This is a genomic window from Pauljensenia sp. OF14-1SRA, from assembly GCF_027694595.1.
Taxonomy (GTDB): domain Bacteria; phylum Actinomycetota; class Actinomycetes; order Actinomycetales; family Actinomycetaceae; genus Pauljensenia; species Pauljensenia turicensis_B.
In genome coordinates, this window is record NZ_JAQEVQ010000003.1 from 105811 (window position 1) to 130573 (window position 24763).

General features: G+C 57.1%; 22 protein-coding genes, 1 tRNA gene and 1 riboswitch. Of the genes, 5 read left to right on the forward strand and 18 right to left on the reverse strand.

Annotated elements, in window-relative coordinates; all coding sequences use genetic code 11:
* A partial coding sequence (locus PG731_RS03000) for an AI-2E family transporter (protein WP_270772090.1) occupies window positions 1-1461 on the reverse strand: 1461 nt, incomplete at its 3' end.
* A gap of 117 nt (window positions 1462-1578) precedes the next feature.
* Here PG731_RS03000 and msrA point away from each other — a divergent pair.
* Window positions 1579-2184 (forward strand): peptide-methionine (S)-S-oxide reductase MsrA, encoded by a 606-nt coding sequence (gene msrA / locus PG731_RS03005; protein ID WP_270772091.1) that lies wholly within the window; start codon window positions 1579-1581, stop codon window positions 2182-2184.
* Between the two features lie 114 nt (window positions 2185-2298).
* Here the strand turns inward: msrA and PG731_RS03010 are convergent, their stop codons facing one another.
* Window positions 2299-2694, reverse strand: a complete 396-nt coding sequence (locus PG731_RS03010; RefSeq protein WP_101627564.1) for an FKBP-type peptidyl-prolyl cis-trans isomerase — start codon at window positions 2692-2694, stop codon at window positions 2299-2301.
* Window positions 2695-2764: 70 nt separating this feature from the next.
* Window positions 2765-3712 carry a Bax inhibitor-1/YccA family protein gene (locus tag PG731_RS03015; RefSeq protein WP_270772094.1) on the reverse strand — a complete coding sequence of 316 codons (948 nt, stop codon included), beginning with the start codon at window positions 3710-3712 and terminating at the stop codon, window positions 2765-2767.
* Window positions 3713-3944: 232 nt separating this feature from the next.
* On the opposite strand from PG731_RS03015, the gene PG731_RS03020 reads away from it, so the two are divergent.
* Window positions 3945-4018, forward strand: a tRNA-Leu gene (locus tag PG731_RS03020).
* Between the two features lie 39 nt (window positions 4019-4057).
* On the opposite strand, the gene PG731_RS03025 is transcribed toward PG731_RS03020, so the two are convergent.
* The 7 genes from PG731_RS03025 to pth all read right to left on the reverse strand — a co-directional run bounded on the left by PG731_RS03025 (window position 4058) and on the right by pth (window position 13051).
* Window positions 4058-5023, reverse strand: coding sequence for a Ppx/GppA phosphatase family protein (locus PG731_RS03025; protein ID WP_270772096.1), 966 nt, complete (start codon window positions 5021-5023; stop codon window positions 4058-4060).
* Window positions 5024-5120: 97 nt separating this feature from the next.
* Window positions 5121-5636 (reverse strand): DUF501 domain-containing protein, encoded by a 516-nt coding sequence (locus PG731_RS03030; protein ID WP_101627567.1) that lies wholly within the window; start codon window positions 5634-5636, stop codon window positions 5121-5123.
* A 37-nt stretch (window positions 5637-5673) separates the two neighbouring features.
* Complete coding sequence (locus tag PG731_RS03035) at window positions 5674-6399, reverse strand: FtsB family cell division protein (RefSeq protein ID WP_270772098.1); 726 nt, start codon at window positions 6397-6399, stop codon at window positions 5674-5676.
* 318 nt (window positions 6400-6717) lie between these two features.
* The gene (eno, locus tag PG731_RS03040; RefSeq protein WP_179369854.1) at window positions 6718-7998 is read right to left on the reverse strand and encodes a phosphopyruvate hydratase; all 1281 of its coding nucleotides are present in this window, start codon (window positions 7996-7998) and stop codon (window positions 6718-6720) included.
* A 184-nt stretch (window positions 7999-8182) separates the two neighbouring features.
* On the reverse strand, window positions 8183-8761 hold the full coding sequence (locus PG731_RS03045) for a hypothetical protein (protein ID WP_270772099.1): 579 nt from the start codon (window positions 8759-8761) through the stop codon (window positions 8183-8185).
* 90 nt (window positions 8762-8851) lie between these two features.
* Window positions 8852-12436, reverse strand: a complete 3585-nt coding sequence (gene mfd, locus PG731_RS03050; protein WP_270772101.1) for a transcription-repair coupling factor — start codon at window positions 12434-12436, stop codon at window positions 8852-8854.
* Between the two features lie 3 nt (window positions 12437-12439).
* Complete coding sequence (gene pth / locus PG731_RS03055) at window positions 12440-13051, reverse strand: aminoacyl-tRNA hydrolase (protein WP_270772103.1); 612 nt, start codon at window positions 13049-13051, stop codon at window positions 12440-12442.
* Window positions 13052-13198: 147 nt separating this feature from the next.
* Between pth and PG731_RS03060 the strand changes: the two genes are divergently transcribed.
* Together PG731_RS03060 and PG731_RS03065 are read left to right on the forward strand one after the other, a co-directional pair.
* Window positions 13199-13747, forward strand: a complete 549-nt coding sequence (locus PG731_RS03060; RefSeq protein WP_101627573.1) for a 2'-5' RNA ligase family protein — start codon at window positions 13199-13201, stop codon at window positions 13745-13747.
* A 77-nt stretch (window positions 13748-13824) separates the two neighbouring features.
* Entirely contained in the window at window positions 13825-14964 is a 1140-nt protein-coding gene (locus PG731_RS03065; RefSeq protein ID WP_270772108.1) for a YihY/virulence factor BrkB family protein, read from the forward strand.
* Window positions 14965-15116: 152 nt separating this feature from the next.
* Here PG731_RS03065 and PG731_RS03070 read toward each other — a convergent pair whose 3' ends face one another.
* The 8 genes from PG731_RS03070 to PG731_RS03105 form a co-directional block, all read right to left on the reverse strand.
* Entirely contained in the window at window positions 15117-15923 is an 807-nt protein-coding gene (locus tag PG731_RS03070) for an exodeoxyribonuclease III (RefSeq protein ID WP_270772173.1), read from the reverse strand.
* 27 nt (window positions 15924-15950) lie between these two features.
* Window positions 15951-16949 (reverse strand): ornithine carbamoyltransferase, encoded by a 999-nt coding sequence (argF, locus tag PG731_RS03075; RefSeq protein ID WP_101627576.1) that lies wholly within the window; start codon window positions 16947-16949, stop codon window positions 15951-15953.
* A 65-nt stretch (window positions 16950-17014) separates the two neighbouring features.
* The gene (locus PG731_RS03080; RefSeq protein WP_270772174.1) at window positions 17015-18247 is read right to left on the reverse strand and encodes an arginine deiminase; all 1233 of its coding nucleotides are present in this window, start codon (window positions 18245-18247) and stop codon (window positions 17015-17017) included.
* A gap of 82 nt (window positions 18248-18329) precedes the next feature.
* Window positions 18330-19223, reverse strand: a complete 894-nt coding sequence (locus PG731_RS03085; protein ID WP_270772111.1) for a bifunctional methylenetetrahydrofolate dehydrogenase/methenyltetrahydrofolate cyclohydrolase — start codon at window positions 19221-19223, stop codon at window positions 18330-18332.
* A complete protein-coding gene (glyA, locus tag PG731_RS03090; protein WP_270772112.1) occupies window positions 19220-20512 on the reverse strand; it encodes a serine hydroxymethyltransferase in 1293 nt (430 codons plus the stop codon). Before glyA ends, PG731_RS03085 begins: the two co-directional genes overlap by 4 nt.
* A 40-nt stretch (window positions 20513-20552) precedes the next feature.
* A riboswitch (ZMP/ZTP riboswitch) is annotated at window positions 20553-20636 on the reverse strand.
* Window positions 20637-20838: 202 nt separating this feature from the next.
* Entirely contained in the window at window positions 20839-21705 is an 867-nt protein-coding gene (gene purU, locus PG731_RS03095) for a formyltetrahydrofolate deformylase (RefSeq protein WP_270772113.1), read from the reverse strand.
* 57 nt (window positions 21706-21762) lie between these two features.
* On the reverse strand, window positions 21763-21906 hold the full coding sequence (locus tag PG731_RS03100; protein ID WP_270772114.1) for a hypothetical protein: 144 nt from the start codon (window positions 21904-21906) through the stop codon (window positions 21763-21765).
* A 368-nt stretch (window positions 21907-22274) separates the two neighbouring features.
* Window positions 22275-23264: a malate dehydrogenase gene (locus PG731_RS03105; protein ID WP_101627582.1), complete on the reverse strand. Its 990-nt coding sequence runs from the start codon at window positions 23262-23264 to the stop codon at window positions 22275-22277.
* Between the two features lie 242 nt (window positions 23265-23506).
* Here PG731_RS03105 and PG731_RS03110 point away from each other — a divergent pair, with 242 nt between their 5' ends.
* A complete protein-coding gene (locus PG731_RS03110; RefSeq protein WP_270772115.1) occupies window positions 23507-24622 on the forward strand; it encodes a PPK2 family polyphosphate kinase in 1116 nt (371 codons plus the stop codon).
* The last annotated feature ends 141 nt before the right edge of the window (window positions 24623-24763 follow it).

Here is a 24763-nt window from a genome sequence, read left to right on the forward strand (position 1 = left end):
AGCCTCCCCTGGGCTTTCCATGCTCTGCGCACTTTCAGTGTCGTCCATATCCGGTTTTTCCTCTGAACCGGGGGTCTCGTGGCTAGAAGTGGACGCAACCGATCCGTCAGCCACGACCTGAGACGTCGCGTCCTGGGACGAAGATTGAGCGGGGGCCTCGCTGACTCGCGTCTTCGACGAGTACGATGCTGCGACCATTTCATCGAGCATTCCGGGAGGACCACCGGGACGATCCTGCTTTGCTGCCAACTCTGGCATGGAGTCATATCCATGCAGGTAGAGGAACGTGGCATTCAAGAACGCCGCAATCGGAACACCGAAAACAGCGCCAGGAATACCACCCAGCGAACCAGCGCCTGCCACGACAAGCAACACGGCCATCGGGTGAAGAGAAACAGCGTGAGACATCAACAGAGGCTGAAGAAGATTCGATTCGATCTGCTGAACAACCAAGATGATAACCAGCATGATGACGCCAGCCGTAATCCCCTGATCGACCAAAGCAACCAGAACAGCGATGGCACCGGACACCAATGCGCCAACAATCGGAACGAAGGACGCAAAGAATACGACCACAATGATCGGAAGAACCATGGGGAGCCCCAAGAAGAAGGCTCCCAAACCGATACCCACCGCGTCGATAGCAGCAACTTCAATCTGGGTGCGAACGTACGAACCGAGCGTCACCCAGCCACGAATCGCAGATTCGTGCAGAGGAGTACGTGCCGGAGCTGGGAACAGTCGAACGATCCACAGCCAGATTGTGCGCCCCTCTTTAAGGAAGAAGAACAGGCAGAACAGCATAATCAGGAAGCCGGAAACCAACGACACCACCGAGGATGTGACCGAGTAGGCCTGACTGAAAATCTGCTGCACGTTCTGCTGCACATAGTTGGTAATCTGAGTCATCGCGCTGGTGACAACATTGTCGAAGACCGTCATGTCGATCTTCCATGGCAACTTAGCCAGCCAGTCACGGAACGTATCAAGACCACCGCTAGCCTTCGTCATCAGATCAGGCAACTGCATGGTAATTTCTGTGCCCGCCTGCGACAGAGAACCTGCGACAAGCGCAACCAGAAATAGCAGACCCAGAGCTGCTGCTAGCGTCCTCGGGAGCTTTGCCTTTACCGACAGCCAACGCACAAGCGGTTCAAGCAAGACAGCAAGAAGCAAAGCGATCGCGACAGAAATAATCAGCGTCCAGATCTTGGAAGCAGCCCACGTAATACCCGCCGCTGCGATCGCAACGACAATCAGACGCCATGACAGCGCGGCAGATAAGCGAAGAGGCCAAGGAACAGACCTTGCTGCATCGCGTTCACTTTCAAGCGTATCCCCGCGGTGAAACTCCATCGTGGACTCTTCTGCGCCGACGCCATTCTTGCGCTCCGCTTCTGACACGAGCCGAGCAACAAACGCGCCAAGACGCGCTTTGTTTCGTCCACTGCGATCAAACATCGCGACCCCTTTCACTGTTGAACTGTTTCAAGACTACCTGAGACCGTGTACAAATCCATTTGCAGCCTATTTCCTCCTCCTGTCGCGCCTTGGCGTATTCAGTGTTTGGATTAAGCCATGACAAACCTGACTGATCTTTTCAGCAGTGGCAGTTTCATTGCCCCTGCAGCTCTCAACGCTCCCATTCACACTGAGCCCGGCAAGAACGAAGAAGTCATCTATTTTGCAGCGGGGTGTTTCTGGGGAGTTGACAAAGTCTTCTGGAATACTCCTGGGGTCGTTGCAACCGCAACGGGCTACATGGGTGGCACGCTGGAAAACCCCTCCTACGAAGACGTCTGTAGCGGGCTGACCGGTCACGCTGAAACCGTGCGCGTTGTCTATTCAACCGAAAAGACCAGTGTGGCTCAGCTCATTTCCCTCTTCTTTGAGATTCACGATCCAACTCAAGTGAACCGCCAGGGTAACGACCGTGGGACCCAGTATCGCGGTGCAATCTGGACTTCGACGGATGGACAGTTGGCAACGGCTCTTGCTGCCCGGGATGCGTATCAAGAAAAGATCAGCGAAGCTGGCTTCGGCCAAATCGCAACTGAGATCGCCCCCGCATCTAAAGCCGGTCAATTCTGGTACGCAGAGGGCTATCACCAAAAGTACCTGTTTAAGAATCCCAACGGATACGAATGCCACGCACGAACAGGGATCCCCTGCCCGATCATCTAGTCACCTAGCGCTTCAACACCCAATGTTTTCCGTTCGGCTTGTGCGCATATATACGAGGCCGCGCCCGCAACAAAGCATTGTGCTTGCTACGGGCGCGGTTCGTTATCTCTAGACTCAGGCAACGCCCATGATGTCGGTGACGAATACCAGCGTGTCACCGCCACCGATACCTGCCTGTGGCACGCCACGTGCGCCATAGCCGTATTCCGGCGGAATGGAGAGCAGAACGCGCGAACCAACGCGGTGGCCCAGCAGGCCCTCGTCCCATCCGCGGATGACCATACCAACGCCGATCTGGAAACTCAGGGCTGCCCCACGATCGTAGGAGTTGTCGAAGATATCGCCACCAAATACCTGGCCAAGGTAGTGGCAGTGGATGGTGTCTCCGGCTTCAACGACGTCGCCGTCACCTTCTGTCAGAACCTCGACAAGAAGTTCGTCGGAGGGAGCATTTTCGAAGGTGAGCTGGGGCTTACGGGCAAAGTCGCCGGTAACAGTGATGTTTTCCATGAGGATTCTTTCAAGATTCGTGATGCACGGTAAGAATTCGATTCCTTGCGTTGGAATCGGAGAGGAAGAGTCAGTTGTCCCTGAATGCTGCGATGAGTCGCAGAATCTCTAGGTACATCCACACGACGGTGACCAGAATACCGAAAGCACACATCCACGCATACTTTGCAGGAACACCCTGCTCTACACCGATTCGCGCTTGGTCAAAATCGCCGATCAGACAGGCTGCTCCAACGAAGACAGCCAGCAGACCAACGACAATGCCCAGCGGAATACCCATCACGGTAATCGAGTCGAAGCCACCGGAGGAAAGGAGACCCGTCAAGGTCAAAACCCATGACAAGAGTCGGTAAACGAGGATGCCGATCAGTGCAATCAGCGTGAACTTCATCAGCTTCGACGAATTACGGACCTTACCGGAAGCAAAGAGCGCAAGGGTCACACCGAAGACGCCGGCCGTCGCAACGAGTGCTTGAACGACGATTCCGGGGTACATCAATTCGAAGACGGCAGAAATTGCGCCAAGAGCCAACCCCTCGAAAGCCGCATAGGCGAGGATCAAAGCGGGACGAATGGTCTGAGAGAACGAATTCACCATCGCCAGAATGAAGCCAACAAGCACGCCAATACCGGACAGCACAATCGCCATCGACGGGTTCACGGCAGACAGCATCCACGTTGCCGTAGCGGCAACCAGCAGGACACCCAGGGAAATTCCGGTCTTCATAATGACGTCGTCGTAGGTCATCACCCCACGATCAACAGCATCCGCGGCCGGTGCTTGGTACATCGACTCCATCTGAGACTGCGTGTAGCGCCCGTAGTCCATCGACGAGGCCGACCCAGCTTGGGTGGAATACGGGTTCGCCGTCGAATATGGGTAACGCTGATCCGCAGCGTTACCGGTGCCCACCTGTGATGACGGAGCGTATCCGGGCATTGTGGGGTATCCCGCCGGCGTGTAGTGCGATTCCTTCGCCCACTGAGTTTCAAGCTTGTCAAAAACTGGGTTAGACAACTTCTGGCCTCCTAGGTCTTACGTGTCTACCTCTATTGTCCCACGACTTCCACGGACTTTCCCTAGAAGAAACCGCACAAAACCGCCACAAAACCTGTGTCTTTCCTGAAAACACTCATCCCTCGCCAGACGGAGAAGGCTTAAGAAAGCGGTGAACAAGCGCGCATGGCCGACAGATCCTCATGCCCAGGCAGTGCGTTCTTTAGGTTAGAATGAGGCGCGCACATGCGCGGCCCCCATGGCCCAATTGGCAGAGGCAACCGACTTAAAATCGGTGTGTTGTCGGTTCGAGTCCGACTGGGGGTACTTTTCGCTCCCCGCCTATCTCAGGCAATTCCTCTGATCCTAGGCAAGCGACAGGGCAATGCCATCAAGGATGTCATGCTCGGACGTCACAACACGGTCAATGACGGTCCCCTGCTCAGTTGCGCGAGCAACAACACGCTTGACGATACGGCTCCAAATCAGCGCGCCCGCCGCAATCACATCTTCACGCCCCTCAGGCATAAACCCAAGAGCGGCCTTCACCTTCGAAGGCTGATCCACCATGAAACGCACCGCTTGATCAATCTGATCAAGACTCAACGACGCACCGTGAATGAGTTCCGGCTGATATGTCGCAAGCCCCAAAGCCTGAGCGGTCAACGTTGTGACAGTGCCAGCAACACCCACCAATGTCTTCACACGCTCAAGGTCAACAACTTTTTGTGCCCCATCGAGCTGTTCATCAATCCACTCGATTGCACGCTCTTGATCCGCAAGGGGAATTCCCGCTTCTTGATCACAGTCAGCAAAGAATTTTTCTGTCACGCGCACCGCACCCATATCGACAGAAATTGCCTGACGAACCTCAGTATCACCCAAGACCAGTTCGGTCGAGCCACCACCGATATCGACGACAAGCATCGGGCTTTCGACGCCCGCCCCTAGGCCAGAGACTGCGCCCGAGAAAGACAGGGCGGCCTCGAGCGTTCCTTCAACAACCTCCGGATCGATGCCGAGAATCGAACGAACAGCATCGATAAATTCATCGCGATTGGACGCATCCCGCGACGCAGACGTCGCCACAAACCGCACCTTTGAAGCACCCAGGCGGGAGATCATGCGCTCATACTCAACAACGGCATCAATCGTGCGATCAATCGCAGCCGGATCGAAACGACCCGTTTTATCTACTCCCTGCCCCAAGCGAACAATACGCATCTGACGAGTCAAATCAGTCAGGCGCACACCGTTTTCATCACGCTCTACATCGGCAACAAGCAACCTGATGGAGTTCGTTCCACAATCAATACCAGCGACACGATTCATTAAATACACATTCCTTTTTGGGGCACACTCCCGAGTTACGCCGTCACCTCATCAACGACACCGTCATTGCCAGGCAACAACCGCGGCCAACCACCAGCTAGCAGGAGCAGCGCTGAGCGCTCCACATCCCTCGTTCTTCCATCATCGCTAACGCGCGATCACCAATCGGATTCACACCGGGACCCGCTGCTAGGGCATGACCAACCAGAGCATGAAGACACTTGACACGCGCCGGCATGCCACCAGCGGAAACACCCGAGATTTCAGGAACATCCCCCAATTCGAGACGACGTTCAATATAGTCACGATGAGCTGCCTGGTACTGAGCGGCAACCTCTTCATCATTGGCCAGCAGGTCATTGAAATCTTCCATGACATGCTCAGCCTCGAGCGTTGAACACGCCTTCACGATCGGAGGGCTGGTCAGATAGAACGTCGTCGGGAACGGACTACCGTCTTCAAGACGCGGAGCCGTCTTCACGACAGTCGGACGACCACACACGCAACGTGCACCAATACCAACAACACCGCGAGGCACACGATCCAACTGCTCACGCAAAACATCCAGATCTGCTTCGGTAGCAATCGACGGGTCTTTCCCCACTTCGGTCACGATAACGTGCTCCTTACGATTTGGCCGCAACGCGCGACTATTGAGATTGAGCGCTTTGGGCGCCACTGGGCGCTGACTGATCGCCAGACTGCGATGGTACAGCCTTCGACTGACCCACTTCAGCTTCGTCAGCTTCTTGAATCAGTTTACCGACAACTTGAATCCACGGCCGTGCTGGGCCTTCAGGCGACGCAGCGTTGATCTGCGCTTTGTCCAAATACTCCTCGCCAGGATCAACCACCGCGTACTGCACCTCACCCGGCTTCACGTACCCGAGTCGTTCACGAGCCTGCGAGGCAATGAACTCCGGGTCGCTCCACAAGTCGAGCTGCTCACGCATCTGAGCATTCTGTTTCTTCGTCTGTTCTACCTTCGCGGTGATGTCACGAAGCTCCTGCTCCTGTTTCCACCACGCGTACAAATTGGGGACGAGCAATGCCCCAAGCACACCGACAAGAACAACAACGGAGAGCAAACGCGTCGAAAGCTCCAGACCGCCCACAAGGAACGTCTTTCCTTCAGCAAGACGGCGTTCTTGGCGAGCTTTCTTCTCTTGACGACGCTCGCGAGCTTTAGTTCGACGGCGTTCTTCACGACTGAGCGGAACACGTGCAGGACGGAGCTGATGAGTTGAAGCAGCGGCATTCGCCCTATGAGCGCTACGAATCTCCCGTGCTCGCTCCAGGCGTTCTGCGGGAGAGCGTGGCGCCTGCGTATCTGCCGATCCCTTTGCGCTATCAGACTTCTTGGAGCGCTTGAACAAGGATGATTTTTCTGAAGCCTTCTGATCCTTTTTGGGCGCGGTTCCACGCAATAGACCACGATTGGGGTCTGGTCGTCGGGGCGCTTGGGGGCGCTCACTGCGTGGATTACGAGGCATGCTTCTAATGGTGCCCCACTTCGGGCTTCGGCGCGCGTCAGCCTAACGGCGAGCCGAAGCGCGCACCTGTGATGTGCTCCAACTTTTAAGCTTCATTGGCTTGATACAGCAGTGGGCCCCGAACCGACGGTTCGGGGCCCACACGTCGCCTCAGTGCGTGAGCACATCGTCGACGAAGCGTTTTTCCTAGCTACGCTCAGTTCAGCGACCGAGGCGCGGGAAGGAGGAACGGCCAGCGTAAACAGCTGCATCGCCGAGTTCTTCTTCGATGCGCAGGAGCTGGTTGTACTTGGCAACGCGCTCGGAACGAGCCGGTGCGCCAGTCTTGATCTGACCGGAGTTGGTGGCAACTGCGAGGTCAGCAATGGTGACGTCTTCGGTCTCGCCGGAACGGTGCGAGGTCATCGAACGGTAGCCGTTACGGTGTGCTTCCTCAACCGCATCGAGGGTTTCGGTGAGCGAACCGATCTGGTTGACCTTAACCAGCAGAGCGTTGGCGGCGCCGAGCTCGATGCCCTTGCGCAGACGCTCCGGGTTGGTAACGAAGAAGTCATCGCCAACGAGCTGGACGCGATCGCCGATCTTGTCGGTGAGGGACTTCCATGCATCCCATTCGTCTTCCGACAGCGGGTCTTCGATCGAAACCAGCGGGTACTTCGAGATGAGGTTCTCGTAGTACTCAACCATGTACTCGGTCGTGCGGCCTTCGCCTTCGAACTGGTACAGGCCGTCTTTGAAGAACTCAGAGGAAGCAACGTCGAGGGCGAGAGCAACGTCTTCGCCGGGCTTGAAGCCGGCCTTTTCGATTGCTTCGATGATCAGGTCGAGTGCTGCAGCGTTGGACTCGAGGTTCGGTGCGAAACCGCCTTCGTCGCCGAGGCCGGTGGACAGACCGCGTTCCTTGATGACGCCCTTGAGGGTGTGGTAGACCTCTGCGCCCCAACGGAGGGCTTCGCGGAAGGTCGGTGCACCGATCGGAGCGATCATGAATTCCTGGATGTCAACGTTGGTGTCGGCGTGCGAACCACCGTTGAGGATGTTCATCATCGGGACGGGCAGAACGTGAGCGTTCGGGCCACCGAGGTACTGGTAGAGCGACAGACCAGCGGACTCAGCTGCTGCGTGTGCAACGGCGAGGGAAACACCGAGGATGGCGTTTGCACCAAGCTTGCCCTTGTTCGGGGTGCCGTCGAGGTCCAGCATGATCTGGTCGATGGCGCGCTGATCTGCAGCGTCCTCGTCAATCAGTTCGGGGGCGATGATGTCGTTCACTGCGTCAACGGCGTCCTGAACACCCTTGCCCAGGTAACGGCCCTTGTCGCCGTCGCGACGCTCAACTGCTTCAAATGCGCCGGTGGAAGCGCCTGAAGGCACGGATGCACGTGCAAGCGTTCCGTCTTCGAGCAGGACCTCAACCTCAACGGTCGGGTTACCGCGCGAGTCCAGAATCTCGCGAGCTCCAATAGCCTCAATCCTTGCCACGTCATTCTCCAATCGATCAATTTCGTGGACTGTTGTCAGTCATAACGGTAGTACGTTTGCGGCCATTCAGCCTAGTTGCAGACGCAAATCTGAACAAGCATTCACGCCTTGTGAAGTGCGATGATCCGTTCAGCCGCCTTTGGTCCCGATCTTTGACGAAACCAAGGAGGAATGGATCACACGATCACTCGCCAGAGCCAGCTCCGCCACCGGTCTGGTCAGCCGTGAAAACGGAAGCATCCACAACGTCACCGAAGATCGGTGCCTTGAGGCTGCCATCTTCTGTAATCGTGCCGTAGCGGGGGTTGATGTCAACCTTCTGCGTAGCAGCGATTTCCTTGTAGTCCTCAGCGAGGGTGGCAAGCGCATCCTGGCCCATCTGATCCAGCTGAGCTTTGATCACCGAGTAGCGAAGAATCTCGGTCAGAACGGGGCTGAGGTCACCGGATGGAGCATGAATACGTCCCTGGTCGACGAGCGACGCAACGAACTCATTCACCTGCTCATCGGTTGCAGAAATCTGGTTCTCATTAGCCAGCTGCGTGAACTTCAAAGCATCGGGAAGCATGGCCACAAGGGTTGCGCGATCCATCGGCTGGCCGGTCAGCTCGGCGTACTGGGAAAGGGCGTCTGAGACATCAGCTTCGGAGTAGTTGACGCCGTTCACTGAAACTGCGGTGCCCGGGTGTGCCGAGCATGCTCCGAGTCCCAGGATGGAAATGCTTGCTACAGCAACCATTGCTGCTTTCTTTACGCTGAACACGTAGGTCCTCCCTGCCGTATGGCCCATGTTGGCCACGATTATTTTATGACACGTTCCTTTAAAAGTGCTGAAAGCGCCGTGATGATGAAATCAGGCGTTAAAAGGGACAAGAATCTTCGTTACCAAAATTTCAACCCAATCCAGCAACGCTTCATCCGTGAGCGGTTCTCCGCCGATTCGACGAGTCATGGGAAGGGGAACCATGACCTGTCGAACAGCAGCTTTAATGACCGCACCCGGGTGTAAACGCTTCAAGCGAAGAACCTGAGACTCGCGCAGGTCTACCGGACCAACACGCAGGTACTTGCCTTGGGTCACGATCTCTTCAATGCCGGTTGCGCGCACGATAGTGCGAAGGCGAGCAACATCGAACAGCAATTCCACATTGCGGGGCAACGGCCCGTATCGGTCAATCAGTTCCTCGCGCACATCGGCTGCTCGCTCGGGCGACGTGATCGACGCGATCTTGCCGTATACCTCCAGGCGCAGACGCTCACCGGGCACATAGTCCTCAGGAATGTGGGCATCAACGCTCAGATCCATCCGCAGGTCGCTCTTCTCTTCAGGAGCCTCACCTCGATAGGCTGCGACCGCATCGGCGACCATTCTCACATACAGGTCGAAGCCAACCCCTTCAACATGACCGGATTGAGCCCCGCCCAGCAGGTTGCCGGCACCTCGGATCTCTAGATCCTTTTGTGCGACAGCAAGCCCTGCACCCAGGTCGGTGTTCGCAGCGATAGTCTTCAGGCGCTCATGCGCGGTTTCCGTCAGAGTCTTGTCCGCCGGATAGAAGAAATACGCATACGCACGCTCGCGGCCTCGTCCCACTCGACCGCGCAACTGGTGCAATTGGGACAAGCCGAACACATCGGCGCGATCCACGATCAGCGTATTCGCATTGGAAATATCCAAGCCGGTTTCCACAATGGTGGTACACACCAGAACGTCGAACTCGTGGTTCCAGAAGTCGACGATCACGTCCTCTAGCTGGTGTTCGCTGAGCTTTCCGTGAGCGATCCTCACGCGCGCCTCGGGAACGAGTTCCTGAATGTGGGCTGCGACCTTCGAAATTGAATCCACGCGATTGTGGACGAAGAACACCTGTCCGTCGCGTAGCAACTCACGGCGAATTGCCGCGCTGACCTGCGCATCCGTGTACGCCCCGACAAAAGTCAAAACCGGCTGGCGTTCTTCTGGTGGAGTCTGCAGAATCGACATCTCGCGAATACCTGACACTGCCATTTCCAGCGTTCTTGGGATCGGCGTGGCCGACATCGACAGCACATCCACGTCGGTGCGCAGCGCCTTCAGCGTCTCTTTATGCTCAACGCCGAAACGCTGTTCCTCGTCAATCACGACAAGGCCGAGGTTCTTGAACACCACCGTTCCCGTCAGCAAGGAATGAGTGCCAATCACAAGGTCAACGCGCCCCGAGGCAAGCCCCTCTTTCACCTCTTGCGTTTCCTTCGGCGTTGAAAAACGCGAGAGGGACGCAATGGTCACGGGGAAGCCCGCGTAGCGTTCGGTGAAAGTTTCAACATGCTGTTGTACAAGCAGGGTTGTCGGAACAAGCACTGCAACCTGCTTGCCATCTTGAATTGCTTTAAACGCAGCGCGAACAGCGATTTCGGTCTTGCCGTATCCGACATCGCCCGTTAGCAGGCGATCCATGGGGATCGGCTTCTCCATATCAGCTTTCACTTCATCAATCGTCACCAGCTGATCGGGGGTTTCCACATATGGGAATGCATCCTCAAGTTCGCGTTGCCACGGAGTATCGGGGCCGAACGCGTGTCCTTTGGTTGCTTGGCGAGCAGCGTAGAGGCGAATAAGCTCCTTGGCAATCTCGTTGACCGCTTTCTTCGCCTTCGCTTTCCGCTTCGCCCAGTCAGCTCCACCCATCTTCGTCAGCGTCGGCTGATCCGAACCCGTGTACTTGGAAATCTGTCCAAGGGCATCGGTCGGAATAAACAGCTGATCTCCACGCTGGCCTCTCTTCGAAGGCGCATACTCCAAAACCAGATAGTCACGGGTGACAGATGCGGAGCCATGTCCCACGGTGCGCGAGACCATCTCAATGAATCGGCCGATACCGTGTTGCTCGTGGACGATGTAGTCACCCGGGTGCAGTGACAGCGGGTCGACGCCCTTCTTGCGACGCGAGGGCATCCGTCGCATGTCCCGGGTTGTAGAACCCGTACGCCCCGTCAGATCCGACTCTGTGAGGATAACGAACTGCTCATCCGGCAGGACAAAACCCTGTCCAGCTTGCGCGGTCGTAACGGCAACCGAACCGGCTTCGACAGGAGTCTCAATATCATCGCGCAGGCTTGCCCGAACCCCTGCTTCAGCCATAATTGTGCGGATTCGGCGTGCAGGACCGGGGCCTTCGGTTGTGATGACAATCCGCCAGCCCTGCGACGCAAGCTGCTTCAAATCTGCGCTCGCCGACACAAAATCGCCCCTGTACGAGCGTACGTCACGTGCTCCCATGCTCATCAGAGTTGGGGACGCAACCACTGCTTTCGTCTCTTCCGCGAGCGCGTCGGAAGTGTCCTCGCCAAGCGCGTCGGCAAGTTCGGGTGGGGGTAGCGTGGTCAATTCCCACCAGGCACGATCGTCCGACTTCCAGATGTCCTCGTAGTGAAGGAACGAGGCCTCGCCTGCTTGAATGGGCACGTGTCCTCCACCGGCGGCGGTGGACCAGGCGGCTGCTAAGAATTCTTCGGTCGTTGCGATCAGGTCTTGGGCACGGGCAGCGATCCTCTCCGGATCGCAGGCGATAATCGGGCTGTCTGCGGGCAGAAGATCAAGCAGACGATCCATGCCGGAGGCGAGAACCGGTGCCAAGGATTCGATGCCGGGTGCCGCGATTCCCTCGGAAGCGAGTGCCAGCATTTCGGTAGCGCCTGGAAGCTCGGTGGCCAGTTCGCGTGCGCGAGCTCGCACTGCCCTATTGAGCAGGAGTTCACGGCATGCGGTTGCCCAGAGGCCGTCCGGTGCTTCCCCTAAGGTTCGCTGGTCTTGAAGAGAGAAGGCACGAATCTCATCGACTTCGTCCCCCCACAGCTCGATGCGTAGTGGATGCGCTTCCTGAGGCGGGAAAACGTCAAGGATTCCACCGCGAACGCTGACTTGTCCGCGAGATTCGACCATGTCGGTGCGCTGGTATCCCAGTTCAGTCAGTCGGTCGACAAGATCCGTCAGGTCAACACGATCCCCGACTTTGACGCGCACGACTTCAATGTCAGCCACACCTCGAATAATTGGCTGGAGGAACGCGCGAATCGGGACAACAAGAACCGAAAGTGGACCCGCATGCGGATCGCCTGCAACGGGATGAACCAGCCTGCGGAGCACAGCGATACGACGGGCCATCGTGTCGACCTGAGGTGAAAGACGCTCATGCGGGAGCGTTTCCCAGGAAGGGAACATTTCAACACTGTCCGTCCACGACCTCAGGGCAGCAGTCAAACGTTCAGCTTCCCGCCCTGTCGCAGTCAGGGCAATCAGTGGCTGTGCCTGTCCGTATTCGCTCAGAGTGGCAAGAACGACAGGACGCGCGCCAGCGGGAACAACGAAAACACCGTTCCTTGCCGACGAGATCGAACCGCACGCCTGATCGAGTGCAGAATCTGAGGCAATAATGCCTTTTAAACCGGTAAGGTTCACTCTTTACTTCCCTGAGTTCGCTGAGTGCAGAGCCATCTGAGTCGGAACAAAACCGTTTGTCACGATGGATTCGACAACATCGGCAGCATTTTCAAAGGTCACGTCCCATTCGGGGCGGTCTTTGGCACTCAGACGAGCAAGAACAAAGTCTGCGGGGGCCTGCCTGCCCGGCGGGCGACCGATACCAATACGCAGGCGATGATAGTCCTTCGTTCCAAGGACCTGAGAAATGGACTTCAACCCGTTGTGGCCGCCTTCGCCACCGCCCTTTTTCAAGCGAAGCTCATGCGCAGGAAGATCCAGATCGTCGTGAATGACCAGAAGATGATCGACATCGATTCCAAGGAACTTCATCAGTCGGCCAACCGGGCCACCCGAGGTGTTCATATAGGAATCCGACTTTGCGAGCACAACTTTCGGGCCGGGCACACCACCGGGAAGAATCCCAAGACGCACATCCGCTACGTGGGTGCCACTTCGATGAGATGACCACGATGCACCTGTACGTTGGAGCAACACACCTTCGGTCAATTGACCGACGTTGTGACGGGTCGCAGCATACTGCTCCCCCGGATTACCAAGGCCAACAACAAGCCACGTGGATGAAGACGTCATACGTCGATTCTGCCATTAGCGTCCACACAATGACGTATAAGGCGTTGCACACCACGCGGACCGAAGTGGGTTAGCGGGCATATGCGTTGCTCACGTAGGCTTGTCAGCAGCTACTCCGCTTGTTCACCATCTACCCTAGGCATTGCAATGTTTCTTCCTCAGCGTTCCCCCGGTCAAGACTGGCTTGGTGTCGTTGTTGCAATCCCGGAGCCGTGGGTCACACAGCTGACAGAACTTCGCTTGAACCTCGGAGATCTTCAAGGGTCGATGGTGCCGGCGCACATTACGATCCTTCCGCCGACGCCATTCCCCTCGGGCGAGCGTCCCGAAGTCATTCGTCACCTGCGTGAAGTGGCAAAACACCACCGCCCCTTCCGCGTGACCCTCAAAGGCAGTGGCTCGTTCCGTCCGATTTCACCGGTTGCCTTCCTCAATGTGGATCACGGTGCGCGCGAATGTGAAAGCCTCGCCGACGAAGTCCGCACTGGGCCACTGGACATCGAGCAACGTTTCCCCTACCACCCGCACGTCACCTTGGCACAGGGTCTTGAAGATCCTGTGCTTGACTTGGCTGAAGATATCGGCAACACCTTCGAAGCCTCGTGGATTGTCCCCGGATTCCGCCTCGACAAAGTCGATGAACGAGGTATGTACTCCACCATGGCCCTATTCGACTTCGAAGCAGCCACACTCTAATCTCTTCAACTCCCCCTCACTAAGGGGATCCGTCACGTTCGTTGTGTCCACTCATCCGCCACCGTTACGGTGAATGCATGACGAAAAAACAGGCGGCCTCGTCCCCTCAAACACACAAGGGTGCCACCCCCACTTCCGCACCTGCCGAGCCACCGCGTCTAGCTGACGCGCTCCGCGCCCCGACCCTGGGCGATAAGGTCGCCCAACTTGGCGCCTGGTGGGCACATACGCGCCTGGCGCGTATGCTCGCACGCTACAACCAGGTCTCCGGCAACCTGATTTCTTCAGGCATGGCCCTGACCGCACTCCTGTCATTGACCGCCGCTTTGACCGTTCTTGTCACTGTTTTCCTGTCGATCATCGGCGACAATCAGGAACTCCGCACCGCATTCTTCGATGCGATTGCGCAGGCCATCCCATCCCTGATCCAAACAGATGACAACCCGAACGGAATGGTCAGCCCCGATGATTTCGTGATGACCGGAGCCGTGTCGATCACCGGCATCATCGCTCTTGCGATCATGGCGTGGAGTGCCATCGGCGTGATTGGACAGCTCGCGAATTCGATTCGCAAAATGTTCGCGATCCCCACGGTCCCCGATAATCCGTTGATGCAGATTCTGCGTAATGCGCTGGGGGCACTCGGCCTTGCCCTCTCCATCATTCTGGGCGCCGGCCTTGGCATTGTCGTTGATCTTGGTGGCCAGTGGATCCTAGGAGCGATCGGGTTGTCTTCCGGACCCGTTGCCACTGCCCTGCTGAAAATTGCTTCCTACGCGGTCGCTTTCGTCGTCTATGCGTTGGTCACGTGGCTTCTCATCTGGGTTGTCGCGCGCGTTCATCCTCCGCGCAAAGACCTGATCTGGGGACTGGCAATCATCTCAGTCGCATCGATCATGCTACGAATTCTTGGCACGTCTGCTGTCAGTGCTTCGTCGAGTCCACTCCTTGCGGCGGGCGCTTCCATCATCACGCTGATCCTCTGGATCAACCTACAGATGCGAGCTTTCCTGATGGCATGCGCGTGGACGGCAAACCCGCCGGCACCCGGCAAGCCCACAGAGGCTGACGAAGTCCATTTCACAGAGCGCCCGAACTACATCACCTGCTCGGATCCGCGAACACTGCTCTGGCCACACCACCCAATTTCCGGGGAAGTTCGCCCCGACCCGTTGTATTCGGCAAGCCGCGACTTGGAGTGGCAGACGATCAAGTAACTGCCCTCCGCCGTTAGTTCACGAGGTCGGGCAGCCTGAATACGACTGTGGGGGAACACCAGATGGTGTTCCCCCACTTCGCTTGTTTCATGCCCGAGTTGAAAAGAAATCCAGAAGATTCCCTTTCGCAGCCTCCGCGACAGCCCTAGCGGTTAGACCCGGTAGGTCACGGTGAGTGGTGCATGATCAGAGAATCGCTGGTCGTAAGCCTGAGCGCGCCCGATCGCGAATGCAGTCGCGGTCGATGCCAGAGTCGGAGTCGCATAGTGATAGTCGATGCGCCAACCCGTGTCGTTATCGAAGGCTTTGCCTCGCCACGACCACCACGTGTACGGCCCCTGCACGTCACCAGCTAGGTCACGAACAACGTCATGCCAGCCGGCATCCACCCAATCGTTTAAGAATACGATTTCTTCGTCCAAGACACCCGCACGTTTATTGTGGTTCGGCGTCCAGTTCTTTATATCCTGACGTGAGCGAACAACGTTGTAGTCACCGCAGACGACAGCCTTTTCACCCGACGCAAGAATCTCAGCCATGCGCTCGCCAATGCGAGGCAGATGAGCCATCTTCGCTTCCTGCTTCGGCGTATCCTTTTCACCCGAATGGAAGTATGCGGACACAACACGAACACTCTGAGAGTCCGCGGTGACAACGCCTTCAATCCAACGCCCAGAGTCAACGTCAGTGTCCGCGTCCCCCAACCCTGCGCGAACATCATCGAGGGTTGCACGGCCTCGTCGCACTGCAATCGCAACACCCGCGCGACCTTTGATGCGACACGGCTCGGTGGCAAGCACCCACTCTTGCCCCAAGATGTCTTCGGTGATCTGAGTATCGGCGCGTACTTCCTGCATCAGCAGAACATCCGGGTCTTCGACCGCAATCCAGTCAAGGAAACCACGTTTTACCGCTGCACGGATCCCGTTCAGGTTAATGCTTGTAATCTTCACGCTTATCCCTTGTGCGTTGAATTCACCAGCGTGTCAGTCGCCTAACGTGGCAACCATGACCGCCTTGATCGTGTGCATACGGTTTTCTGCCTGATCGAAGACGATCGAAGCGGGGCCTTCGAAGACCTCGTCGGTCACTTCGATGCCATCCATACCGGTGGCTTCAAACAGCTGCTCGCCGATCACGGTCTTACGATCATGATACGCCGGCAGACAGTGCATGAACTTTGCCTGCGGGCCAGCCTTTTCCATCAGCGAAGCATTCACCTGGTAGTCACGTAGCATCTCGATGCGTTCATTCCAAACATCTTTCGGCTCGCCCATCGACACCCAAATGTCAGTGTGGACGAAGTCAACACCCGCAACACCTTCATCAACGTTGTCGGTCACCGTCACCTTCGCCCCAGTTTCTTCAGCAATACGGCGTGCGTGAGCGATGCATTCTTCATCCGGCCAAAGTTCACGCGGCGCAACAATGCGGACATCAGCTCCGATCAATGCACCGTTGACCAGCAGGGAACGACCCATGTTAAAACGAGCATCACCAACGTAGGCGTAAGACACCTGATTCAGAGGCTTACCGGCATGTTCACGCATGGTCAGCGAATCGCAGAGCATCTGAGTCGGATGCCAGTCATCGGTCAGACCATTCCACACCGGAACACCGGAGAGCTCCGAAAGAACCTCAACCTTTTCCTGCTCATCACCGCGGTATTCGATACCATCAAACATACGACCCAGAACGCGAGCGGTATCAGCAGTCGACTCCTTGTGTCCCATCTGCGAACCGGAAGGATCGAGGTAGGTGGTGTGCGCACCCTGATCGAAAGCTGCCACCTCGAAGGAGCAACGCGTGCGCGTCGACGTCTTCTCGAAGATCAACGCAATATTGCGCCCCTTGAGGTGCTGGACCTCGGTACCATTCTTCTTCGCGGCTTTGAGTTCAGCTGCCAGATCAATCAAAGACAGCCATTCGGCAGGAGTGAAGTCGATTTCGCGGAGGAATGGACGACCATGAAGAGCGTGAGGCATGGATGCTCCTTTTGAGATTATGTAGGTCTGAAAGTAGGAACGTTGAACGTGAGAGGCATCAAACGTTAAACGCGTGCGGGTAAAGTATCGCGCACAATCGGGCAAGTCATGCAGTGCGCCCCGCCACGTCCGCGACCAAGTTCATTGCCGGGGATCGTAATGACCTCAAAACCCTGGTCCGAGAAGTAGTCGTTCGACACCGTATTTCGTTCGTATGACATGACGACACCGGGCTCTAGGGCAAGGAGATTCGAACCGTCATTCCACTGTTCGCGTTCGGCGGTCAAGGAATCCGTGGGGACCGTCAGCACGCGGATAGAATCGAATCCCAATCCGGCAGCGATGACGTCATACATCTCATCAGCTTCGTGAACGGTGATATCCAATTCACCAGCAACACCGGGACGAATCACCTGAGTACGAACCTTCCCCAACCCGGCATAGGCAGTGAATGTTGCTTCATCGAGCATCGTGAAGATCGTGTCGAGGTGCATCTGAGCACGCTTCTTTTCGATCTGCAGAACAATCACGGTGGACGCTACTTCGCCGGCAAAAAGCCTGCGAGCAAGACGTTCAATTCCCTGAGCAGTCGTACGTTCTGAGGCGCCGATAATCAGTGTGCCGTTTCCGGCGTTAATGATGTCGCCCCCCTCAATTGTGGCCTGGCCGTCAAGAGTCCCGTGCTTCCAAAAGGGGATGTTCAGATCAGCGAAACGCGGGTGCAACCGGTAGACGATCTCTTGGTTGATCGTTTCGCGACGGCGAGCCGGTTTTCGCATAGACAAAACCGCAACTCCCCCGCCGATCCACGATGAGGTGTCACGGGTGAACAGGTGGTTCGGCAACGGGGCAAGAATGAAGTCATCCAAGTCCATTCCGGAGATCCAGGCCGACTTCGGTTCATCGATCTGTTCTAAAAGCTCACGCTTCGTCATGCCGGTAATCAAGATCTCGGCAAGGTGAGACGAATCCAGTCCGGCTGCAAAAGCGCGGAGTGAATCCAAAGCTGCAGGACCAACCGTTTTATCGGTGAAAACGAGTTCCAGGGCTTCATCACGACCGCCGGGAACTTCGAGGGCTTCAGTCAAAAGAGTCGAAAAATCAAGAACCTCGATGCCACGATGACGCATCTTTGAGGTCATCACATCGTGTTCTTCTTGGGCGCGCTCCAACCAGATCACGTCGTCGAAGAGGAGTTCTTCCATGTTCGTTGGCGTAATACGCGACATTTCGTTACCGGGACGGTGAACGAGGACTGTCTTCAGTACGCCAACTTCAGATGTGACTGACGGATTCAGTGAACTCAATATTTTCAACTCCAACATATGTGGCACTGAGGTGGAGCCTCAACGCCAGGCTCCACCCCAGCACCAAAAACAGTTACGCGAGGCGCTCTGCTGCCTCGACAACGTTCGTCACCAGGAGCGCGCGGGTCATGGGACCTACACCCTTCGGGTTCGGGGACAGCCACGATGCGACTTCGTCAACACCGTCTGCAACGTCGCCGTGCAGGCGAGCCTTGCCGTCTTCCCCTTCAACGCGGGATACACCAACATCGAGCACAACTGCGCCCGGCTTCACCATGTCTTTGGTGATCAGTCCAGCACTACCCGCCGCGGCCACGACAACGTCCGCCTGACGCACGTGAGCAACAAGGTCCTTCGTACCGGTGTGACAGACGGTGACGGTTGCATTGATTTCCTTGCGGATCAGTAGCAAACCAATCGAACGGCCAACAGTGACACCGCGACCAACAACGCACACATCCTTGCCACGAAGGTCAATACCGTGTCGTTCCATCAGTTCGATGACGGCGCGAGGCGTGCATGGAAGCGGAGTATCGATCGGCCCGGAGCCACGAAGAACCAAGCGACCAAGGTTCATCGGGTGCAGGCCATCTGCGTCCTTCGCAGGATCAATGCGTTCTAGGATCGCGTTCTGGTCGATACCCTTCGGTAGTGGCAACTGAACGATGTAGCCCGTGCATGCCGGGTCAGCATTCAACTGGTCAATCGCTGCTTCAATCTCAGCCTGCGAAGCCGTTTCCGGCAGGTCAACGCGGATGGATTCGATACCCACTTCAGCGCAGTCGCGATGTTTACCCGCAACGTAGGACACCGAACCGGGATCTTCACCGACGAGGATCGTGCCAAGGCCGGGCACAATGCCGCGGGCGCGGAGATTCTTCACACGCTGGGTAAGTTCCGCCTTGATTGTGGTAGCTGTACCCGCACCGTCGAGGACCTTAGCGGGTCCTTCCCAGCCGGTCCTCATTCGCCAAGTCCAACGTAGAGCGGACGAGCGTCGGTCAGAGCCTTCACGCGCGCGCGCAGGCCGTCAACGTCAACCGATACGCCAGATGCCCCCTGAACCAGCGTGGTGCCGATGATGTCGGCGACCTCAGCGAAGTCCTTGGCGTCGAAGCCACGGGTTGCCAGAGCCGGCGTGCCGATACGCAGACCGGAGGTGCGCATCGGGGGACGCGGATCGAAGGGAACTGCGTTGCGGTTGACGGTAATGCCGACCTCGTGCAGAAGATCCTCTGCGTCGCGGCCGTCCAGCTTCGATTCGACGAGGTCAACGAGGACTAAGTGAACGTCGGTACCACCGGTGACCAGCTTGATGCCGGCCGCTTTCGCATCGTCAGCATTGAGACGATCAGCCAGTAGCTGAGCACCTTCGAGGGTGCGACGCTGGCGATCCTTGAATTCTTCGGTCTGCGCGACCTTCATGGCGATTGCCTTTGCGGCGATCGCGTGCATGAGCGGACCGCCCTGCTGGCCGGGGAAGACTGCGGAGTTAATCTTCTTGCCCCACTGCTCGCCACGTGATGACAGGATCATGCCCGAACGGGGGCCACCGATCGTCTTGTGGACGGTAGTGGTGACAATGTCAGCGTGCGGGAGTGGGCTGGGGTGCAGGTCTGCTGCGACAAGGCCGGCGAAGTGTGCCATATCAACCCAGAGTGCTGCGCCGACCTCGTCAGCGATCTCGCGGAATGCCGCGAAGTCCAGATGACGCGGGTAGGCGGACCAGCCGGCGATGATGACCTTGGGGCGCTCACGCAGAGCAGCTTCGCGCACCTGCTCAGCCTCGATACGCATGGTCTCACGGTCGACCTCGTAGGCCACCGCGTTGTAGTTCTTGCCGGAGAAGTTGATCTTCATGCCGTGGGTCAGGTGACCGCCGTGAGCGAGGGACAGGCCAAGGATCGTGTCGCCCACGTTTGCCATCGCCATTAGGGCTGCGGCGTTTGCCTGTGCGCCGGCGTGTGGCTGAACGTTGACGAAGTCGGCGCCCTTGAAGACCTGTTTTGCACGCTCAATCGCAAGGTTTTCTGCGACGTCAACGGCTTCACAGCCACCGTAGTAGCGACGACCCGGGTAGCCTTCCGCGTACTTGTTCGTCAGCACGGATCCCTGCGCTTCTAGGACTGCGCGCGGGACGAAGTTCTCCGACGCAATCATTTCGAGGGTCGTCCGCTGACGTGCCAGCTCAGCGTCGAGCACAGCCTGAATCTCGGGATCCAGCTGGGCAAGGGTCATGTCATTAAGGGAATCCATTGGGTTCTCCTGCTCCTTGAACTGCCGATTTCTCGGTCGGCGCCTTAGCCCAGGCGGGCGGCTACGGTGCCTGTTCATCGCTCCCCGGTGGTTTCCCACCTGTTCGCCAGTCACGACTGCTCCACCCTATCGCGAAGCGAGCAGTTCGCGCACTGCCTTCCCACGTACGAGGCCGCCTCCATCTAGGCACTCCCCGCCTACTATGGGGCGGATATGACGAAAGCCGAAACCGGCGCTCAGGCTCACCAGCGAGAAGTGGTCTCGGCCTCGTGAATCAATTTCTCAGCAGTGGTTGTGTAACGCATCCGCCTGGGGAATAACGAAAACTAGCGGGAGAACACCACGGTTCGCGTGCCGTCCATGAGGACGCGACGTTCGGCGTGCCAGCGGACTGCCTGAGCCAAAACGCGACGTTCCACGTCCTGGCCAAGCGCCACCATGTCCGGCGTGGAGTCGGCGTGCGTTACGCGCGTGACGTCCTGCTCGATGATCGGGCCCTCGTCCAGGTCGGCGGTCACGTAGTGCGCGGTGGCACCGATGAGCTTCACGCCACGATCATGCGCCTGCGAGTACGGGCGAGCGCCCTTGAACGACGGCAGGAAGGAGTGGTGAATATTGATGACGCGCCCCTGCATTTCTTCGCAGACCTTCTCAGACAAAATCTGCATGTAGCGTGCCAGAACAACTAGCTCCACCTTTTCCGAGCGGACCAGGTTGAGCAACTCACGCTCAGCGTCAGCCTTCGTTTCCTTCGTCACTGGAATATTCAGGAAGGGAACGCCGTAGAACTGAGCAACGGGAGCAAGATCCGGGTGGTTACCCACGACCGCGACAACCTCGATCGGCAGGCCCTGGCTACGCTGACGGTAGAGCAAGTCAGTCAGGCAGTGGCCCTCGCGCGACACCATGATGACCGTACGCAGGCGACGACCGAGGGCATCAATATGCCAGGTCGCATCAAAAGTCTTCGCAACCTTCGCCAGACCTTCTTCGACGGGACCTCGACCGACCGGCGAATCAACCTCAATACGCATGAAAAACAGTCCCGAATCCGGATCCCCGAACTGCTGGGACTGAATAATATTGCCGTTCACACTGCCGATCACACCCGTCACCGCGTGGACAATACCCGGCTGATCCGGGCAGGACAGCGTGATGACAAGCTTCGTGTTTTCTACGGTCGATTCACTCATGGGTACAGATTAGCGGGTTTACTCATCGCCCAGTATCCACGGCCATAATGTCCTTAGTCAGCCCTGATAATCCAGTTCCTCGTCACGATCGAGCATCGCTTGAGCAAGGTCTTCACAAACAATCAACGAATGAGCAATGCCACTACGTAGCGACACCAACAATGACAATGCGCAGACCCATGTGATGGCCTCCTTGCTCAACAAAACGCTCGTTCTTTTCAACGCGTTTCTTCGGGTGTGCAAGTAATATTTCGCATTTCACGAAGGCCACGGGCGAAATGCACGCAAGGGCGATGCCCACCGGGATGCACAATTGCTGAGCGCGATACTCGGTGCGCATTTGCGGGTTTTTCACGAATTACACCCACGACAGCTGAACTTGGGGCTGTGAGTGCATTGACGCTGGTCACAAGCTTGTTTCGTTCATTCTTGTAGATAGACGCGTAGTAGCGAATCAGGGGGCACGCGGTCAGAGAAAATAAAAGTGGCCACGGGCTTAGCCCGTGGCCACTTCCATCCCTGTCAATCAGACAGGATCAGCGTTTCAACGAATCGCGTTGATGCTCAGTTCATTTAATGAAACCGAGAGCCTTCACTGCGTCGTACTCTTCCTGCAGAGCCTTGATGTTGTGATCGATACCTGCGCGAGTTGCCTCGGAGATCTCCAGACCGTCGACGATCTGCCACTCGCCACCGTCAGAGGTTACCGGGAAGCCGAAGCAGAGACCTGCCGGGACATCGTAGTGGGTGCCGTCGGACATGACGCCTGCAGTAACCCATTCACCCTCGGGGGTACCGTGGATCCAAGAGTACATGTGATCGATTGCCGCGTTTGCAGCCGATGCTGCCGAGGATGCGCCACGGGCTTCGATGATGGCGGCGCCACGCTTTGCGACAACCGGACGGTAGGTCTCTGAAAGCCATGCTTCGTCAACCAAGTCAGCAGCCTTCTTGCCAGCAACGGTCGCGTAGGAAACGTCCGGGTACTGATCTGCGGAGTGGTTGCCCCACACGACAACGTCCTTGACGTCGGCAACTGTAGCACCGGTCTTATGGGCCAGCTGAGCAACTGCACGGTTGTGGTCAAGGCGCATCATTGCGGTGAAGCGAGAGGCCGGAACGTCCGGAGCAGCGTTCTGAGCAATGGTGGCGTTGGTGTTGGCCGGGTTGCCAACGACGAGGACGCGAATGTCGTCTGCCGCACCATCGTTGATGGCCTTGCCCTGCGGGCCGAAGATGCCTGCGTTGGCTTCCAGCAGGTCTGCGCGCTCCATGCCCTGGCGACGCGGCATTGCGCCAACGAGATAGGCAACGTTGGCGCCTTCGAATGCCTTGGTGGCATCGTCGAAGATTTCAACGCCGGCAAGAGTTGGGAATGCACAGTCGTCGAGCTCCATTGCGGTGCCCTCAGCGGCCTTCACTCCCTGGGGGATCTCAAGAAGGTTGAGCTTGACGGGGACATCGGGACCGAACAGTTGGCCGGAGGCAATACGGAAAAGCAGGGCGTAGCCAATGTTGCCGGCGGCGCCGGTGACGGTAACGATGCGAGGTTCTGCCATGATTCGGCACTCCTTCTTAGTTTGTGTGCGTCGGCGGTGTTCGCCGTCGCTTGGTGGCGGTTTCGCCACATACTGACGTTCCAAGCCTAAACGCTTTCGGCGTGGGAAAACAGGGCTAGCAGTCCTACTTTTCATACACGCAAGCACGTGATCTAGACCATGATTAGAGTTGCACGTACGTACATTCGTTTTCGAGCCTTGCATTTTCTAGGTTGTGTCGAGGTCACGCGTTGGAGGTCATCATGGGATCGAAAGAAAACACAGGTCAGGAGTCACCTGAAGACACCATGAGCTACTTGTTTGGGCCATCGAAGTATTGGACGGGTGATCCGCGCGATCTGCTGGTTGCCTCTGATGCGTTCGACCTGTTTTCCTTCATTCGTGACGCCACGCCCGGTTGGGGCGCAAGCAAAAAGAAGGCGTTGAAAGCGATGGAGAAGCGGGCGGTAGATTTTTCTGAACTCCAAGAACGCCTGTATGCCGCGTCGAAGGAAGGTGCGTCAGATTCAGTTCTGTTGATCCTTCAGGGTTTGGACACGGCTGGTAAGGGCGGAATCGTTCGCCACGTCATCGGGCAGGTGGATCCGCAGGGTGTTGCTCTGAAAGCCTTCAAAGCACCCACGGAAGAAGAACGTGCCCACGATTTCCTTTGGCGTGTCCGCCCACACCTCCCCCGCCCGGGATACATCGGTGTTTTTGACCGCTCGCACTATGAGGATCTTCTGGTTCCCACCTCCGCGCGTTACGCCAACCAAGAATCTGTCTTCGCCGCTGATGAGGATGAGCTGAACCGTCGCTATCACGATATCTACGAGATGGAATTAGAAGCCGTTCGAGCCGGGATGAAGGTCATTAAAGTCTGCTTGGTCGTCTCCTATGAAGAACAGGGGGAACGCCTAATAAAGCGCTTGGAGCGCCCAGATAAGCACTGGAAGTTCTCCACGGGTGACCTCGATACTCGCGACAACTGGAGTGCCTACCAAGACGCCTATTCCGAAGTGATTCGCCGGACCTCGACGCGCATTGCTCCGTGGTATGTCATTCCTGGCGACCGCAAGTGGTATGCACGTTTGGCGGTCCAAGAGATCCTTGTCCGTACGCTCGAAGGCATTAACCCCACATGGCCGAAAGCCGACTTCGATGTCGATGGTGCGAAAGATCGTCTTTCGGCTTCGCTCACCCCTGAGGTTCTGTCGTCTCATGCCCACGAAAAGTCAGGTGACACGGGATCCCAAGATAAGAATGAAGGCGAGTCAAAGCCCAAGAAATCCAAGAAATTCGACAAGAAGAAGTCGAAGAAATCGGACGCTTCCGCTTCAAAAGATGCGCCCCACATTTCCGTGAGCGCCTGGGGATAGTTGCTCCCCGCTCGCTCCCGGCAATGAGGGGAGAGAGCGACAACAAAGTTCCGGCCTCGTCGATAATGAAATCAACGAGGCCGGAACCGTGTCGCTACACTTGCCGCGCACCGCCGTCAAGACGGAGCAGCACTTAGCTGA

What these genes read in the sequence shown, in the direction of transcription:
- msrA (WP_270772091.1), top strand. Translation starts at nt 1,579, where the DNA reads ATGACAAACCTGACTGATCTTTTCAGCAGTGGCAGTTTCATTGCCCCT.
- PG731_RS03010 (WP_101627564.1), bottom strand. Translation starts at nt 2,694, where the DNA reads ATGGAAAACATCACTGTTACCGGCGACTTTGCCCGTAAGCCCCAGCTC.
- PG731_RS03025 (WP_270772096.1), bottom strand. Translation starts at nt 5,023, where the DNA reads ATGAATCGTGTCGCTGGTATTGATTGTGGAACGAACTCCATCAGGTTG.
- pth (WP_270772103.1), bottom strand. Translation starts at nt 13,051, where the DNA reads ATGACGTCTTCATCCACGTGGCTTGTTGTTGGCCTTGGTAATCCGGGG.
- PG731_RS03060 (WP_101627573.1), top strand. Translation starts at nt 13,199, where the DNA reads ATGTTTCTTCCTCAGCGTTCCCCCGGTCAAGACTGGCTTGGTGTCGTT.
- PG731_RS03065 (WP_270772108.1), top strand. Translation starts at nt 13,825, where the DNA reads ATGACGAAAAAACAGGCGGCCTCGTCCCCTCAAACACACAAGGGTGCC.
- argF (WP_101627576.1), bottom strand. Translation starts at nt 16,949, where the DNA reads ATGCCTCACGCTCTTCATGGTCGTCCATTCCTCCGCGAAATCGACTTC.
- PG731_RS03085 (WP_270772111.1), bottom strand. Translation starts at nt 19,223, where the DNA reads ATGAGGACCGGCTGGGAAGGACCCGCTAAGGTCCTCGACGGTGCGGGT.
- glyA (WP_270772112.1), bottom strand. Translation starts at nt 20,512, where the DNA reads ATGGATTCCCTTAATGACATGACCCTTGCCCAGCTGGATCCCGAGATT.
- purU (WP_270772113.1), bottom strand. Translation starts at nt 21,705, where the DNA reads ATGAGTGAATCGACCGTAGAAAACACGAAGCTTGTCATCACGCTGTCC.
- PG731_RS03105 (WP_101627582.1), bottom strand. Translation starts at nt 23,264, where the DNA reads ATGGCAGAACCTCGCATCGTTACCGTCACCGGCGCCGCCGGCAACATT.
- PG731_RS03110 (WP_270772115.1), top strand. Translation starts at nt 23,507, where the DNA reads ATGGGATCGAAAGAAAACACAGGTCAGGAGTCACCTGAAGACACCATG.